Source organism: Pseudofrankia coriaricola (assembly GCF_001854805.1).
GTDB lineage: Bacteria > Actinomycetota > Actinomycetes > Frankiales > Frankiaceae > Pseudofrankia.
Map to the genome: position 1 here is coordinate 107,962 of NZ_MBLO01000025.1, position 15,140 is coordinate 123,101.

The 15,140-nt window shown below is 67.7% G+C and carries 10 protein-coding genes and 1 tRNA gene; 7 read left to right on the forward strand and 4 right to left on the reverse strand.

Annotation, left to right across the window (positions count from 1 at the left end):
* Positions 1-2 precede the first annotated feature (2 nt).
* From BCD48_RS04665 to BCD48_RS04675, 3 genes are all read right to left on the reverse strand, one after another.
* The gene (locus BCD48_RS04665) at positions 3-953 is read right to left on the reverse strand and encodes a carbohydrate ABC transporter permease (RefSeq protein WP_198543075.1); all 951 of its coding nucleotides are present in this window, start codon (positions 951-953) and stop codon (positions 3-5) included.
* Positions 953-1,873 carry a carbohydrate ABC transporter permease gene (locus tag BCD48_RS04670; RefSeq protein ID WP_071046976.1) on the reverse strand — a complete coding sequence of 307 codons (921 nt, stop codon included), beginning with the start codon at positions 1,871-1,873 and terminating at the stop codon, positions 953-955. The genes BCD48_RS04665 and BCD48_RS04670 overlap by 1 nt, the downstream gene beginning before the upstream one ends.
* Before the next feature lie 72 nt (positions 1,874-1,945).
* Entirely contained in the window at positions 1,946-3,238 is a 1,293-nt protein-coding gene (locus tag BCD48_RS04675; protein ID WP_071046977.1) for an ABC transporter substrate-binding protein, read from the reverse strand.
* Positions 3,239-3,439: 201 nt separating this feature from the next.
* Here BCD48_RS04675 and BCD48_RS04680 point away from each other — a divergent pair, with 201 nt between their 5' ends.
* The 7 genes from BCD48_RS04680 (at position 3,440) to BCD48_RS04715 (ending at position 14,144) form a co-directional block, all read left to right on the forward strand.
* A complete protein-coding gene (locus BCD48_RS04680) occupies positions 3,440-4,468 on the forward strand; it encodes a LacI family DNA-binding transcriptional regulator (protein ID WP_071046978.1) in 1,029 nt (342 codons plus the stop codon).
* 630 nt (positions 4,469-5,098) lie between these two features.
* Positions 5,099-5,171 (forward strand) — tRNA-Glu (locus BCD48_RS04685).
* A gap of 168 nt (positions 5,172-5,339) precedes the next feature.
* Positions 5,340-7,526, forward strand: coding sequence for an NACHT domain-containing protein (locus BCD48_RS53160; protein WP_241841508.1), 2,187 nt, complete (start codon positions 5,340-5,342; stop codon positions 7,524-7,526).
* Between the two features lie 629 nt (positions 7,527-8,155).
* Entirely contained in the window at positions 8,156-8,395 is a 240-nt protein-coding gene (locus tag BCD48_RS04695; protein ID WP_071046979.1) for a hypothetical protein, read from the forward strand.
* 86 nt (positions 8,396-8,481) lie between these two features.
* Complete coding sequence (locus BCD48_RS04700; protein ID WP_071046980.1) at positions 8,482-8,856, forward strand: hypothetical protein; 375 nt, start codon at positions 8,482-8,484, stop codon at positions 8,854-8,856.
* Positions 8,853-9,203: a helix-turn-helix domain-containing protein gene (locus tag BCD48_RS04705; protein WP_071046981.1), complete on the forward strand. Its 351-nt coding sequence runs from the start codon at positions 8,853-8,855 to the stop codon at positions 9,201-9,203. The genes BCD48_RS04700 and BCD48_RS04705 overlap by 4 nt, the downstream gene beginning before the upstream one ends.
* 1,332 nt (positions 9,204-10,535) lie before the next feature.
* The gene (locus BCD48_RS04715) at positions 10,536-14,144 is read left to right on the forward strand and encodes an NB-ARC domain-containing protein (protein ID WP_157910431.1); all 3,609 of its coding nucleotides are present in this window, start codon (positions 10,536-10,538) and stop codon (positions 14,142-14,144) included.
* Positions 14,145-14,437: 293 nt separating this feature from the next.
* Here BCD48_RS04715 and BCD48_RS04720 read toward each other — a convergent pair whose 3' ends face one another.
* Positions 14,438-15,034 (reverse strand): hypothetical protein, encoded by a 597-nt coding sequence (locus BCD48_RS04720; protein ID WP_071046984.1) that lies wholly within the window; start codon positions 15,032-15,034, stop codon positions 14,438-14,440.
* Positions 15,035-15,140 lie beyond the last annotated feature (106 nt).

Consider the following 15,140-nt stretch of genomic DNA (forward strand, 5'->3'; position numbering starts at 1 on the left):
CGTCATCCCTTGAAAGCGCCCGACATGAAGCCGCGGACGTAATGGCGTTGGAAGATGAGGAAAAGGACGACGCAGGGCAGCGCGAGCACGACGACACCCGCCTCCGTCGCCCCGTAGTCGACCACGCCCTGCACCTGGCCGCGCAAGTTCGACACCGCGAGCGGGAGCGTCATCCGGTTGGTGTCGTTGATGAGGATGAGTGGAGCCATGAAGTCGTTCCAGGCCGTGAGGAACGCGAACAGGCCGACCGTGATGAGGCCCGGCTTCACCGCGGGCAGGAGCACCTGCCAGAGCACCTTCCAGCTGGAACAGCCGTCCACCATCGCGGCTTCGTCGAGCTCTCGCGGTACCGCCTCGAACGAGATGCGCATCATGAAGGTCGCGAACGGCAGCTGGAACATCGTGAGCACGAGCGCGACACCGACGAGCGAGTTCGCCAGGCCGACGCGGGTGAGCAGCACGTAGAGCGGGATCAGCAGGGTGGCATACGGGACCATGAGGATCGCGAGCGTCGAGAGGAAAAGCACGTTCTTACCCGGGAAATCGAACCGCGCGAACGCATACCCGCCGAGGAAGGAGATGGCGATGGTGAGGGCCACGGTGAGCAGCGACACGAACGCCGAGTTACCCAGGTACACCCAGATGCCGGCCTGGTAGCGCCCGAGCGTGGAATAGTTGCCGAAGCCCCAGCCGTCGACCTGGCCCGTGCCCGCGCGCGGCGACACGGACGAGACAGCGGTCCAGACGAGTGGGTACAGAAAAATCAGTGCGAGCGCGGTGGTGAACACCCAGTACGGGGTGCGCAGGACGACGCCGCCGACGGTGGCTCCGCGCGAGCGCGGCTTTCCTCTGGGGCGGCCGCCCCTGACGCCGCGGCCGGGCGCGGCGGCCGCGGGCGTTCCGGCGGAATCGGCGGCGCGGGTCGGTCGACCGTGGGTGGAGGTCGGGCTCATCAGTCGTCGGCCCTCCGGCTGAACGCGCGGATCTGCGCGATGTTGATGATGACGAGGGCGAGCAGCGTGATCACCGACAGCGCCGCGGCGACGCCGAGGTCGTTCTGGCCCTGGAACGCCACGTTGTAGATGAGCTGGACAATCGTGATCGTCGAGTTGTCCGGGCCGCCCTTGGTGAGGATGTAGAACTGGTCGAAGGCCAGGAGCGAGCCGGTCACGCACAGGACGGTCGTGAGGGTCAGCGTCGGGCGCAGCAGCGGAAGGGTTATCCCGACGAAGGTCTGCCACCGCGACGCGCCGTCGATGCGCGCGGCCTCGTAGACCTCGTCGGGAATGCTCTGCAGGCCGACGAGCATGAGCAGCATGTAGAAGCCGGCGTAACGCCAGACGATGAGGAAGATCGTCGACCAGAGCGCCCCTTCGGGTGTGCCGAGGAAGGTGAAGCCCCACGACCTCATGAGGTCGGCGAACGGCCCGGCGAGCGGCGAGTAGAGCACGTAGAAAAGCAACGAGGCGGAGGCGAGCCCGAGGGCGCTCGGCACGAGGAACGAGGTGCGCAGCAGCCCTTTCCAGCGCGTCGACTCCTGCACGAGCACCGCGAGCCCGAGGCTGAGAGCCAGCAGGATGACCGTGGTCAGGACCGTGTACTTCACGGTGAACACGACCGAGTCCCGGAAGAACCGGTGCGATACGGCCTCGTGGAAGTTGTCCGGGACGTTGATGCCCTGGTTGCCCGCGAGCAGCGGCCAGTCCGACCCGGACATCCGCAGCACGAGAAACAGCGGCAGCACGAAGAGAAGCAGCACGAACAACGCGGTGGGTGACGCGTAGAGCCAGCCGGTGGCGGCATGCCCCCGGCGCCGGGAACGCCGGCCAGATACCGGGAGGGATGCGCAGCGCGTGGGGGGAGTCGCGGTCATGGAGGATCCTTCGAGGACGGAACGAGCCGGCCGGTGCTCGGATGCGCTCCGGGCGCCGGCCGGTCCAGCGGACTAGTGCGACAGCACCGTCGTGATCTCGTCGTTGTCAGCGTCGAGCGAGTCGTCCTTGCCGAGCACCGCGCCCCGCACGAGCGTGAGCCAGGGGCTGTTCGGCGCGTTGAACGCCTGCTGGAAGTTGAGCGCGACCGGGGTGTCGCCGTTACCGGCCACCGTGTTGATGGTCACGAGCCGGTCGTCCTTCTCGGAGTACTCGTTGACCGCCAGGTCGGACCGGGCCACGACGTCGTGGTTCTTCGCGAGCACGCCGACCTGCGCGTCCTCCGACACCAGCCACTGGAGGAAGTTCCACGCCTGCGCGGCCTTCTTCGAGTCCTTCGAGACGCCGATGCCGTCGCCGCCGAGGAAGGTCGACGAGCCGCCGGCCGGTCCGGGGATCCCGGCGACGCCGACGTCGAACGGCGTCGATGACAGCAGCGTGGCCGGGTAGAGCATCAGGCCGACCTTGCCCTCGGTGAAGCCGGCGGTCCACGTCGGACCGGTCTCGTCCCGTGACGACGGGAGCACGGCCCCGGAGTCCACCAGGTCCTTCCAGGTCGCGTAGACCTTCTTGGCGGTGTCGTCCGCGAGCAGCGACTTCGTGCCATCCGCGGACAGCACCTCGTCGCCGTCGGCCCAGACGCTCGGGAACCAGGTGAAGACGAGGCATCCCCCACAGCTGAAGCCGGTCGCCGTCCCGTAGACACCGGGCTTGTTCAGACCCTGGATCGCCTTCGCGGCGGCCGCGTACTCCTGCAGGTTCGCCGGGGCCTTGTCGGGGTCCAGCCCGGCCTCTTTGAAGAGTTCCTTGTTCCAGAACATCATCGACAGGTCCATCACGAACGGCAGCACGTGCGCCTTGCCGTCGAGCGTGCCGGCCGCGATGTGTCCCTGGTTGAGCTTGTCCTTGAACGGCAGGCCGTTGATGTTGCCCGAGACGTCCTGGAACAGTCCCTGCTTGACCCAGTTGGGGACGTAGACGATGTCGGCCGCGAACAGGTCGGGGAGCCCGTGCGAGCCGGCTGCCGCCCCGACCTTCGCCACGTAGTCGTCGTTCGGGACGACCGTAAGCTCGACCTTGTTCTTGTGCGACGAGTTGTAGGCCTCGACGAGCAGCTTGGCCTGCTTCTCGAGGGGCGCGCGTGTCCAGAGCGTGAGGGTGGAGCCGTCGTCGATGCCCGTCGCTCCCGCGTCGGCGAGGCTGCTCCCCGAGTCCGAGCCGCCACCGCAGCCGGCCAGGCCGAGCGCGAGCACTCCGGTGGCGAGCGACGCGGCTAATCGGGTCGCGAGTCGTTTTCTACCTGTCATCTTGACCTCCTAGCTCATCCGTGAACGAGCCCGCGGGGGAGCCCAAATAGAGCCGTGAACTGGGTGGAGGGGAAGATCCGAAACTTCCGAAATGGTTTTCGGATCATGTGATAGCTTAGCAAGCTAGCGGCGGGTGTTGTTGGTGTCAAGAGCGTGGTGATGCGTCCATGTGCGGGACGTGTCAAGGCGAAGGGAGCTGAGATGGCGCGAGCGGAACCGCACCCCGGGAAGGCGGCCACGCTCGGCGACGTGGCGCGGCTCGCGGGCGTCTCGCTCGCCACCGCGTCGAAGGCCATCAACGGCCGGGACGAGGTCGCCCCGGCCACCCGCAGCCGGGTCATCCAGGCGGCAGAGCAGTTGTCGTTCACACCGAACCAGCTCGCCCGCAGCCTCCTCGCCGGCCGCAGCGGCACCGTCGGCCTGCTCACGGGCGATCTCGAGGGCCGCTTCGTGATCCCGATCCTCATGGGCGCCGAGGACGCCTTCGGCGCCGGCCAGGTCAACGTCTTCCTCTGCGACGCGCGCGGCGACGCGATCCGTGAGCAGCACCATCTCAAGGCGCTGCTCAACCGGCGGGTCGACGGCATCATCGTCGTCGGTGACCGGACCAATCCGCGGCCGTCCCTCGGCGACGGCATTCCGGTCCCGGTGGTCTATGCCTATGCGCCGTCGGACGACCCGGCCGACGTCTCCGTCGTGCCCGACAACATCAGTGGCGGGCGCATCGCCACCGAGCATCTGCTGTCGACGGGCCGGCGGCGCATCTGCCATGTCAGCGGCGACCCGACCTACGCGGCGGCCCAGGACCGAGCCGTCGGCCTGCGGGCCGCCCTGGCGACCGCGGGGCTCGAACTCGTCGGCGACGTCATGTTCTCCGACTGGTCCGAGCACTGGGGCCGCTCCGCCGCGGCGCTGCTGCTCAGCCAGCATCCCGACATCGACGGGATCATCTGCGGCTCGGACCTGATCGCGCGTGGCGTCCTCGACATCCTCCGTGACCTCGGCAAAAGGGTCCCGGAGGACGTCGCCGTCATCGGGTACGACAACTGGGAGGTGCTCGCGACCAACTCCAGGCCCGAGCTGACCAGCATCGACGCGAACCTGCAGGCGCTCGGCCGCACCGCCGCCATGCGAATCTTCGAGGCGCTGGACGGCGCCGCGCCCGCCAGCGGCGTGCAGACGATGCCGGTCCGGCTCGTGATCCGCGGGTCGACGATTCCCCGGCGCTGACCTTGGCGTCCGCACGCGGATCGAGGACTCCGAAAAGCTTTGCGGAAACTTGCGACCCAAACTCCAGGGATCGGTGAATAATGATCCATGTCGAAAGCTGCTGTAACGCGTCACCGAAATGCTGACGGCGTCGTCTTCTGCCATCGGTGGCATCCGTGGCGGGGGCGGGTTGTCGGCAACGGCATGGCTTCATGGGCCCACAGCGTCCGTCCGAGGCGCCGTTGACCGAGTCCCCGCCACGCTCATCGGCACCGGCCGTCTGATCGACGTCGTCCTCGGCGACTACGCCGTGGGTCGCGGGCATGCCACATCCACCGGGCCGTGTCTGCCCCAGCCGCGTCCCGCGGCGCCAGAGTCCCCGGCACCGCGGGACGCGGCTGTTCCGCGACACCCACACCCTCGACCCGGCTGCTGACAACCACGGGATGACGAGGTCCACGGACGAGGTCCACGCCGGTGTCGTCACGGCGGCGGCCCCGCTCCCAGCGAAGACCGACCTCGCTCGGGGTGGAGTGCGGTCGGGCGGGCCGGCCGACGGGAACCTGTTTGGCGGTTGACTAGCCAGTCCCCTATGCTAGCCAGGAGATCCTGACGGTCCGGGCCACTCGGAGCGGTCGCTCAGGGCCTTCCGCCCCCATCGTCTAGCGGCCCAGGACGTCGCCCTTTCAAGGCGGTAGCACGGGTTCGAATCCCGTTGGGGGCACACGCAGAGTTATTAAACATATACTTAGTGCTATGAAATTGACGTACTCGTGATCCTGAGTCACCAATAGGTGGCTTCCCGGTACCTAAAGTGCCCAATTGGGACGGGTGCTGATGTTGCCGGCTGCAAAGCCAGGCCTACACCTTGCACGGGTTCGTCGGATCCAGGTTGATTGACCCGCTCGTCCGCGTGATCGACCGCGATGGTGATGATGTACGTATGGGGGGTTCGTCCCGGGCGCGGGTGCGTCGTACTGGCGTCGTCGCGGTGGTGTTGTTGGTCGGGTCGGCTGTAACTGCGGTCGTTCTTGCCCGGCGGTATCACTTGGATGCAGCGGCGACACTGGTTGGGCTCGTCGGTGGGGTTACCGGGTTGACGGGACTGTGGTTGGCCTGGGCCGCCTACAGGGCTGATCGGGAAGAAGCGGCGGCCGGAGCGCAGGACCTCGCTGGGGTCGCCGATCAGTTGGCGCTCGCGGTCCGGCGCCAGTGGGAGGACGAGGCGGCGCTGCGCCGTCTCAACGATCCGTATCCGCTACCTGTTCGCTGGGTGGCAGCGGACAGCGAGCTGACCGAGCACTGGGAGTCGATCGTCCGGCTGGCGACCTCGGGGGCTGGATGGCCGCTGGCCCCACGCGCGGGGTCTTGGGTGACGGCGCCGTCCGAGCTCGCTGGCGGTGACAACGATCTTGTGGGTCTTCTGGAGCGGGTGCCGACCGGCCGGCTCGTCGTGCTCGGCGGGCCAGGCGCCGGCAAGACGATGCTTGCCGTTCGTCTGGTGCTCGATCTGCTCGCCGATGGCCGGCGTGCTGCAGGCGGTCCGGTGCCGGTGCTGGTCTCGTTGGCCTCCTGGAACCCGACCACGCAGACCCTGCATGACTGGCTCAGCCAGCGGCTCACCGCGGACTACCCCAGCCTGGCCGCGCCCGCGCCGGGCGACGTTGGCACCAGCCGGGCGCAAGCGCTGCTCGACGCTGGCCTCATCCTGGCCGTGCTCGATGGTCTCGATGAGATCGGTGAGGCTGGTCGCGCGAGGGCAATCATCCGGATCAATGATGCGCTACGCCCCGGCCAGCGGGTCGTGCTGACCTGCCGCAGGACCGCCTACCAGCAGGCGATCTCGGAGCGCCCTGGGCTCGGCGTGCATCTGGCCGGCGCGGCCGGCATCCAGCTGTGCCCGCTGGACTCGGCGACAGTCGCTTACTACTTACGTATGTCCGCCGGCAGCACGGCCGGTGCCGCCCGCTGGGACATACTGCTCACTGCCTGGCCGCCGCCCGTCGCGCAGGCCTTGAGGACTCCTCTGACCGCGACCCTCGCCCGAACCATCTACAACCCTCGCCCTGACGAGCCGTCGCTCGCGGTCGGCGATTCCCCGGATGAGCTGCTCGATCCAATCCGCTTCCCGACGCGCACCGCCGTCGAGCAGCATCTGTTCGATGGGTTCATTCCGGCTGCGTACCGACCCCACCCCAATCCCGCCCGCCGCTGTCGCTGGCAGGCCGACGATGCAGAACGCTGGCTGGTCTTCCTCGCCCGCCACCTCGAACACGCTCTCGGCGGTAGCGTCGACCTCGCCTGGTGGCAGCTCCCGGAGGCTCTGTCTCCCCGGCAGCGCGCGCTTCAGGCGTGCCTGGTCGGCCTCGCGGGCGCATTCGCGGGCTGCCTCGCGGCCTGGCTCACAATCGGCCCCCTCGGACTGACGATTGGAGTCGGGGGCGGGCTTGCGCTCTGGATCTCCGTCGGTCACGAGCCCGACCACGCGCAGTCGCCGCGGTGGGCAGTGCGATGGAACCTGCCCGAGGCCGACCTCCTCGTGGTCGGGCTAGTGCTCGGCTTGAGCATCGGGATGGAGATCGGGCTCGGGGTCGGCCTCGTGAGCGGACCCATCGTCGGGCTGGTAGTCGGTCTGGTAGTAGCGGTCACAGTTGCGCTCGCGCCCGGGTTTTACACCATGCCTCTAGATCTCGCGGCAGCCGTAAGCCCGCCGTGGGTTCTCCGCAAAGATCGAGCCGCCTTCCGGTCTATCGGGCTCGTCGGCGGCCTCATATCCGGGCTTCTGGTCGGAACCATGGCAGACATCGCGGGCGGGCTCACAAACGGGATCATCGGCGGCGTCGTGTTCGGAACGCTGGGCTGGGTCGCACTCGGCTTCGGACTCGGACTGAACGAGCGCAATGCAGTCTGGGGGAGGTTCGCGCTGACCCGCGCATGGCTCAGTACTCGCGGCCGGCTGCCCCGCGACCTGATGGGCTTCCTGGCCGATGCCCACGAAGGACGAGGCGTCTTGCGTCAAGTCGGCGCGGTGTACCAGTTCCGGCACGCCGAACTACAACGCCGCCTCGCCAACCGGTAGGAGTGGGATCCCCAACGGAGGTGAACTGCGCGGTTTTGGAACTCATAATTAGGAACCTGCGACCGGCGGCGGGAAGCCTTCTCCCTGTCGACCGCCGCCTATTGTTTGGCTGGGCGGTGCTCACTTGGGGTGTGGCAGTCTGCGGCGGAGGCAGTCGAGCACCATAGGTGAGCTCCAGCACTACGGTCCGCACTCGCGCAGACGCGGACGACGCAGGCGTGTCGATATTCGGCCCCGTCCGTGTGCTTGTCTGCGGTCAGGCTCCTGGGCGGAGCGACCCACCATGCCACTTCCGTGACCGTGCTCGCCGGCCCCGATCTGGCCGACCTGTCGAGGTCGACGAGGGCGCGGAAGGCGTAGCAGCCACTTCACACGGAGGAGGATTACTGGCCGCCAGCCGAGGTGCTAATACGATCAATGCGGCGCCTTGGGAGGTGTCGAACTTGGGAACTGTGATCGGCACGTCCCTCCCTGGCCGTGCCGGAACGCCGATGTCGCAGCGGCCAACACGCGGTCGCAGGCAGCGAGCGTACGTCGAACGTGCCGCATCCCGGGGAACCGTAGGGTCCGCTACGCGCTGCCTCCAGAGCGCCTCGCCGGCCAGGGAGCGGGGCGCGGCTGGAGCAGACGTGTACCCCACCCTCGCCCTTGTCCGAGTCCTTGTCGTCGCGCTGTGCGCAGCGGTCACCGTCATCGTGGCGCTGGTGGCCGGCATCCTCAGTCGCGTCGACGGGGCCAGCCTGCCGTCTGCGGTCCAGCGCGGCGCGGCCGCGTTCGCCGGCGCGCTGGGCCTGGCACTCGTCGTGCTTGCGGCGGTGGGGGTGTTGTGTAGGTTCGCCGACCCTGGCCGCGCGCATCCCAGGGCTTAGAGCGCTCGCGTTCGTGAGTCGCATCCCTGCCCCACGTGCCCCATATGAGGTTGACGTTGTATTAACCAGGGCTCATACTCAGAGGAGTGATCGTCGACTGGACCGGCGAGTTCGACCGCTGGCTGACCCGAGCGGAAGATCAGGGAGGCCGCCTCCTTGCTGTCGTGGTGGCGCTCCTGCAGGCACTCGCCGAGCTCCCGGCCAGACCCACCGAGGAGTCCGCGACCTTCAAACGGGTGCGGCAGGCCCGCCGCCACGAGCTGTGGCGCGTTGCCCACCCGTTCGAACCGGATGTAGCTGTCCGGATCATCTGCTGGTTTCCAGAGGACGACCGCGTCGTGCTCGCATTGATCGGGTTCGACAAGAAGCCGATCGGCGACGTGTTCTACGCCAGCGCTTCGGCACGCGGTGAAGCGCTCGTTGATGCTTGGCTTCGCCGCCAGGAAGGAGGCGCCCAATGACCGAAGACGACATCACATTCATCCGGGGCAATGACCGCATCCGCCAGCTTGCCCAGCGCCCCGACATCGCCGACGAGGTCCTCCAGGTTCGCGCCGACATGGCCGAAGCGGACCGCACCTATGCGATGGGCCTGGCTGCGCTCCGCCGGGCTGCCGAGCTCACGCAGGTGGAACTCGCTCGCCGCCTGGGCGTCACCCAGGCGGCTATCAGCAGGATGGAGCAGCCCCACGACCTGCTCCTGTCGACTCTTAACGCCTACCTGGCCGCCATCGGCGGTACCGCTCGCATGATCGTGAGTTTCGCCGACGGGCACGAAACGATCCTTGACCTAGCCAAAATTGCATAGCCGACCGGCTATGTCAGTCAGTCAGGCAGTCAGACGGACGATCTCTGAAGTCGGGACCATAGGAAGGCGGTCGCGCGGTCGCGGCGGTGCCGTGCTCGGTGGGGGTAGCGGTGAGCACGGGACCGCCGGTGCGCTTTTCGATCAACCTTGCAGTCAACGTGTCCGGGTGATCGTTGCCGAGCACCTTGTACCGTGCCAGAACTAGCTTTCAGGCCGTTGACCTGGAGTTCCATCTCCGTCGGTGAGGCGAATGGTGGCTCGTCGGTGGACTCGTACTGGGTGATCTGGGCGTCAAGGGTGGAGGCGAGATCGGGGCGGGTCTTGCGTAGGCGGCGGAGGCGGCCTGCGGCGGCGGCGCGCTGGGTGTTCGAGGCTTGTCAGGGCAGTCGCTGCTGTCGGGACTGAGCGTGCCACTCCGAGGCCCGGCCCTCGACGGGCACAGCCTGCGGCAGCGCGCTGATGCCGTTCCCCGTTCAACGCGGCGCGTCGGCTGTGACGGGACACTCCCACCGCGGCTGGATGATCGGGGTATGGATCGCCATACTTTCTTGCATGGCCGGCGATCTGGTGGGACTTGAACGGGCCTTTCACGGGGACATGGTGGGGATCTACCGGAAGGCCAAGAGCGAGGCAGGGTATCCCGCGACCTACTTCCTGAGGATGGTCTCGGACCAGGGCGGAGTGCGCGCCGCGCGTGAGCTGCTGGCCAAGTCGAAGCCGTCAGAAGGTTTCACGGCGTTGTGGGAGCGTGGCCGGCTCGACCTGACCGTCGAGACTTTGCTGCTCCGACCCGAGTACGAGCCGCTGTTCACCGAGGATGAGCGTGCGACGGCCCGAGACCGTCTTGAGGAGTACCGCCTAGGGCCCGCGCGTAGCCACCTCCGTACGTCGGTCATGGGAGCAGATTTGCGCCGGAGGGGCTGTTGTAGCCGGCCGTCGCACTGATCGGTGCCACGAGCCGGCGTGATCGTGTCGTGGCTCGAGATGTCGCGGGCTCTGTGCGTTCGTCGGGACCGTCGGATGATCATTGAAGTGTCGCCCACACGCACGACGTCGACCCGAGGTTCCGTATCGCGCCGTCCTCCGGGGCAGTAGATCATTGAAGCGGGCAGCTGGACTTCCTGCCCTTCGCGTCACCCCTCCGGGGTCGCACCGTCCGTCAGAACAGGCGATCGCTGAAGCTGGGCAGCTTTCTGTGCTCGCGGCGATCCCGCGCTCGCTGGGGTAGCGGTGAGCACGGGATCCGGGCTCGCTGATCCGTCGCTGCGGCTGGGATGATGTCCTAGGCCGTCGGCGCTGCTCGGTGGTCAGCTGCTGGCACGGGGGGCGTCAGTGATCGCACTGTCGGACAGAGAGATTGACGCGCTCGCGCATGCCTGCCCCGACCCGGCGGCGGTGAAGGAACTTCTTGCCGGCGCTGGCTTCCCTTTGGACCGGCTGCCGTCGTGGAACGTCTCGACCGCCACGCAGCTGTGGCGTGCCGTCTCCGAACAGCTCGCCGCCGGCGTCCTTGCCGACGGCCGGGCGCGGGTTCTCGCTGCCGCCGCGGCGCGCTGGCCCTACAACGCCGTGTTCGGCTCGGCACCGGCACGGCTCGCGCGGCTCGTCCCGTCCTGGGTTGACCTGCGTTCGGCCCGCCCGCTGCCCGAGCAGTACGTGCCCCGCGAGGCCGATCTGGCCGCGGTGCGCGCGCTGCTGGACGTGGACGGCGCGGGCGCGGTTGGCCTGGTCGGGATGGGCGGCGCGGGCAAGTCGACGATCGCCCGCGCGCTCATCCACGACGAGGAAATCTGCCGCCGGTTCACGGGCGGCGCTGTCTGGGTCGAGGTCAACCCCGGCGCCGACGTGACCGCCGTCCAAGGGCGTGTCCTGCGGGCCTTCGGTGACGCCCGCGCCGTCGTCGATGCGACTGATGGCCGGGAACGGCTACGTGACCTACTCTCCGGGGCCCACTGCCTGGTCGTACTCGACGACGTGTGGGAATCGGCCGTCGTCGAGGCGTTTCCCCGGCTCACCGGCGCCCGGATCCTGGTCACCTCGCGGCGTCCCGGTGTCCTACACACTGCCACCCTGTGGCACCCGGTTGGACATGTGGACCCGGCCACTGCGCGCGATTTGCTGGCCTCCTACGCCCGCTGGCCGGCCGCCGATCTGCCCCCCGCGGCCGACACTGTGCTTGCCCATTGCGGTGGCCTTCCGCTCGCTGTGGCAATCGCCGGTGGTCTGGTCTCGGGCCTGTGGTGGGACTGGGATGAACTCGCAGACCTGTTCGGGGGTGCTGACCTTCCCGCCCTCGCCGTCCGGTTTCCTGACTATCCCGAGGCCAGCCTGCTCGTCGCCATGGACACCACTGCGCGACTGCTCAGCACACCCACTGCGGCGCGGTTTCGGGAACTGGCGGTCTTCAAGGGCCATGGCCCCGTCCCGGTCTCGGTCATCGCAGCCCTGTGGGCTGCCAGCGCCGGTGTCGAGACGACTCAGGCCCGCCAGACCCTGCGCGAGTTGGCGAACGTCTCCTTCATCCAGATCAACCCGCGCAGCCGCGCCGTCTCCGTCCACGACCTGGTCTACGACTATGCCCGCAGCAGCCTCACTCACCAAGCCCTCGCCGATCTGCACGCAGTCGTTGGCCACGTTTTTCTCGACCGGTGGGGCGGGCTGGACCACAGCCTGCCCCATCTACGCGACACCACCGCCTTCACGGACCTTGACTACTACGGCATCGCCGAACTCGTGAGCCATCTGCTCGCCGCCGACCGTCCCGACCTCGTCGACGACCTCCTAGCCACCGAGTGGCTCAACCTGGCCGGGACCGTCCACAACACCTGGTGCACCACCCACGAGGACCTCGACCGTGTCAGCGACTACCTCGCCACCCTGCGGGCCGCGTGGCATGACGCGAAGACCCGCTACCAGGTCAATGACCCGAATGGCCTCGTCCGCCAGATTGCCTATGCCCTCCTAACTGGCTCCCTCGCCAGCCAAGCCGGAAACATCCCACCATCCCTGCTCGCCCGGCTCGTCGAAGCTGACATCTGGACCCCAAACCGTGCACTCACCTACGCCCAGACCAAACCCGACCCCGAAGGGAGGGCAAACGCGCTGGCTAACCTGGCACCGCACCTACCCGACGATCTTCTCGCTCAGGCGCTGGCCACCGCCACCGCCATCGACCATGGGCGCGCTCGGGTAGAGGCGCTGGCAGGGCTGGCGCCTCACCTGCCCGATGAACAACGTTCACCGGTGCTTACCCAGGCTCTGGCCGCCGCTACGACCATCGGCAACGTGCTGGCCCAGGCGCTCGCGCTCGCGCTGCTGGCGCCCCAGCTGACCGAGAAGCAACGCGCCGAAGCGCTCGCGCCGGCGCTGACGGCGGCCTTCCGTGAGCAGGACTCTGCCAGGACGGATCTGGCCTTGGAGGCGCTGGCGCCGCATCTGCCCAGCGTTCTACTCGCGGAGGCTCTGACGATCGTCCGAGCCATCGACGACCCGACCCGACGGATCGAGAACCTCGCGCGGTTGGCGCCCTACATGGCTGATGAACGCGGCTCGTCCATCACCCAAGCGTTGGCAGAGGGCATGACCATCGACCACCCGGGCGGCCGGGCCCGAGTTTTCCTGGCATTGGCCCCGCACGTCACCGACGGCAAGCAACGTGGCGTGGTTCTCGGGCAAGCGCTGACCGCTATCGCTGACGTCGGCTCCTCGCACTTGCGGGCCATGCTGCTGGCCGATTTGGCACCCTATTTGCCCGATAGTCTCCTCGCGCAAGCGAATGCAGTGGCGGACGCTCTCGACGGCCGGTTGGATCTAATGTTGGCCCACGCGGCACTGGCAGCCCGCCGGCCGGACCGCCAGCGTGGCCCGGCGATGGCCGATGCGTTGACCGCCGCAGCGGCCCTCGAACGCTGGTTCGATAGGGATGAGGTGCTCCGGGTATTGATACCCCATCTTCCTGACGATCTCCTTGACCAGGCACTCGTGGTTGCGACCACCGTAGACAGTCCAAGGAGCAGGGTGCTGGCACTGGTGAAGCTAGCTCAGCATCTGGACGACAACCTCCTGGCTCAAATGCTGACCACCGCCACGGCGATCGACGACCCAGGTGATAAGGCAACGGCGTTGGCGGAGCTCGCACCTTGCATTGCCGATGACGAGCGTGCTCTGGTCCTTGACCAGGCGCTCGCTGCGGCTCTCGCCGTTCACCACCCGCGCGATCGGGCAGCGGCGCTGGCGGCGCTTGCTCCGCACCTGCCCGAACGGAGACTCGCGCCGCACCTCACGGAGGCATTGACCGCCGTTGCCACGCTTGACAATTCTGATGGCCAGGCATGGGCGTTCTCGGTGCTCATACCTCATCTTGTCGAAGAGCAGCGCGGTCCTGTTATCACCGCGGCGCTGAGCGCCGTTGCTACCAGCGACCATTTCTGGCTCCAGGCGGACGTGCTGAGGAGGCTCGCCCTCTACCTGCCTGACAGCCTCCTCGGCCAAGCGCTCTCCGTCGCCGTGGGCATCGATGACCCCGGCTGCGCCGCTGTGGCGCTGGCCGGACTCGTCGTCCGCCTGCCCGTCGACCAACGCGAAACCGCCATGGCCCAGGCCATGGCCGTCGACGCCAATCGTGACTACCTGAACCGTCGGACGAAAGTACTAACGACGCTGGCACCCCACTTGACGGACAGGCTCCTCGACCAAGCCCTTGCCGTCGCAGCAACCATCGATGACCCCGGCGACCGAGCTGTGGCGCTGGCTGGACTCGCCCCCTGCCTGCCCGACGACCAACGCGGTACCGTCATCACTCAAGCTCTGGAAGCGGCGGCATCCCATCGCCGTTCGGACGTCGTGGACATCCTACCGTCCATTCTTTCCAGTGTTTCGGACCGTGCTCTTGGCGCAGCCACCGCAACATGGCTGTTTCGGGTGCAGAACTGGTGGCCGTAGACCCGCATCGCCCAGCTCGCACCGGGCGCGTCCGGCGAGCAGCATGTAGATTTTCCGGCCCGGGTACGAATCGCCGGTTTACGCTGACGCGGGACTCTAATGTGGACTCGGCGACGACCCTGGGCTCCACGCGGCGATCGACCGCGCTCTCGGGCGGACGATCATCGAAGAGAGATGGCTGGGCTCAGCGTCCGGGCCGGCGCGTTGTTTCGTATATAGATTGTCGTGGATCTTCACGGCGATCCTGTGCTCGCTGGGGTAGTGGTGAGTATGGGATCGCCGGCCCTTTCCGGTCAGCTTTGCCGGGGCTGGTCGTCGACCTGCATGGCGCTGCCTCCGATCTGGGTGTGGGTGTCGGTGCGTAGCTGTGCGACGAGTCTGCGCGAGGTTGGGGCGCCGACGCGGAGTCGTTTACGGAGGGTTTCTGCGGAGATCGGGCGCTGGTGGTGTTGCCAGTGGAGGACGTCTTCGGCTCGTGCTCGGTGGAGTAGATCTTGCTCGTGGGCCTTGCTTGGCGCCTGCGGCGGCTCTGCCCTCGCCGTCTCTACGGCGGTGGCTGGGGATCGGTTCACTGGTGTGTCGTGTTCGGGGGCTGGCGGGCTTGAATGCTCGGCGGACATGGGTGGGGAGGCTGTGGGGCCGAGGGCTTTCATCGCCTGGAGGAGGCCGGGTCCGACCTCGGACCAGCCGATGAGGAGGAGTGGTCCGACGGCGTCGAAGGCTGCTTTGCCGTAGTTCTGTTCGATGAGGGGGTCGGCGACGTTGAGTGCGAGGGTGACCAGTGCGAACACGAGTAGTCGCCAGGCCGGCCGCATCTGCTGTGTGGTGGCGCCGGCGAGTGCGAGGTGGCGGATGCCGAGGAGGAGGGTTCCGATGACGGATAGGTCCACTGCGGGTGCGACTAGTGCAGCTCCGCGTAAATCTTGCTGGCCTGGCTGGTGATCAGCCGATCCAGGCGGTGGGGTCGCCGGCGTAAAGCCCGCAGGCGCAGTTGAG

Coding starts and splice junctions, on each gene's coding strand:
- BCD48_RS04665 (WP_198543075.1), bottom strand. CDS start 953: ATGAGCCCGACCTCCACCCACGGTCGACCGACCCGCGCCGCCGATTCC.
- BCD48_RS04670 (WP_071046976.1), bottom strand. CDS start 1,873: ATGACCGCGACTCCCCCCACGCGCTGCGCATCCCTCCCGGTATCTGGC.
- BCD48_RS04675 (WP_071046977.1), bottom strand. CDS start 3,238: ATGACAGGTAGAAAACGACTCGCGACCCGATTAGCCGCGTCGCTCGCC.
- BCD48_RS04680 (WP_071046978.1), top strand. CDS start 3,440: ATGGCGCGAGCGGAACCGCACCCCGGGAAGGCGGCCACGCTCGGCGAC.
- BCD48_RS04705 (WP_071046981.1), top strand. CDS start 8,853: ATGACCGAAGACGACATCACATTCATCCGGGGCAATGACCGCATCCGC.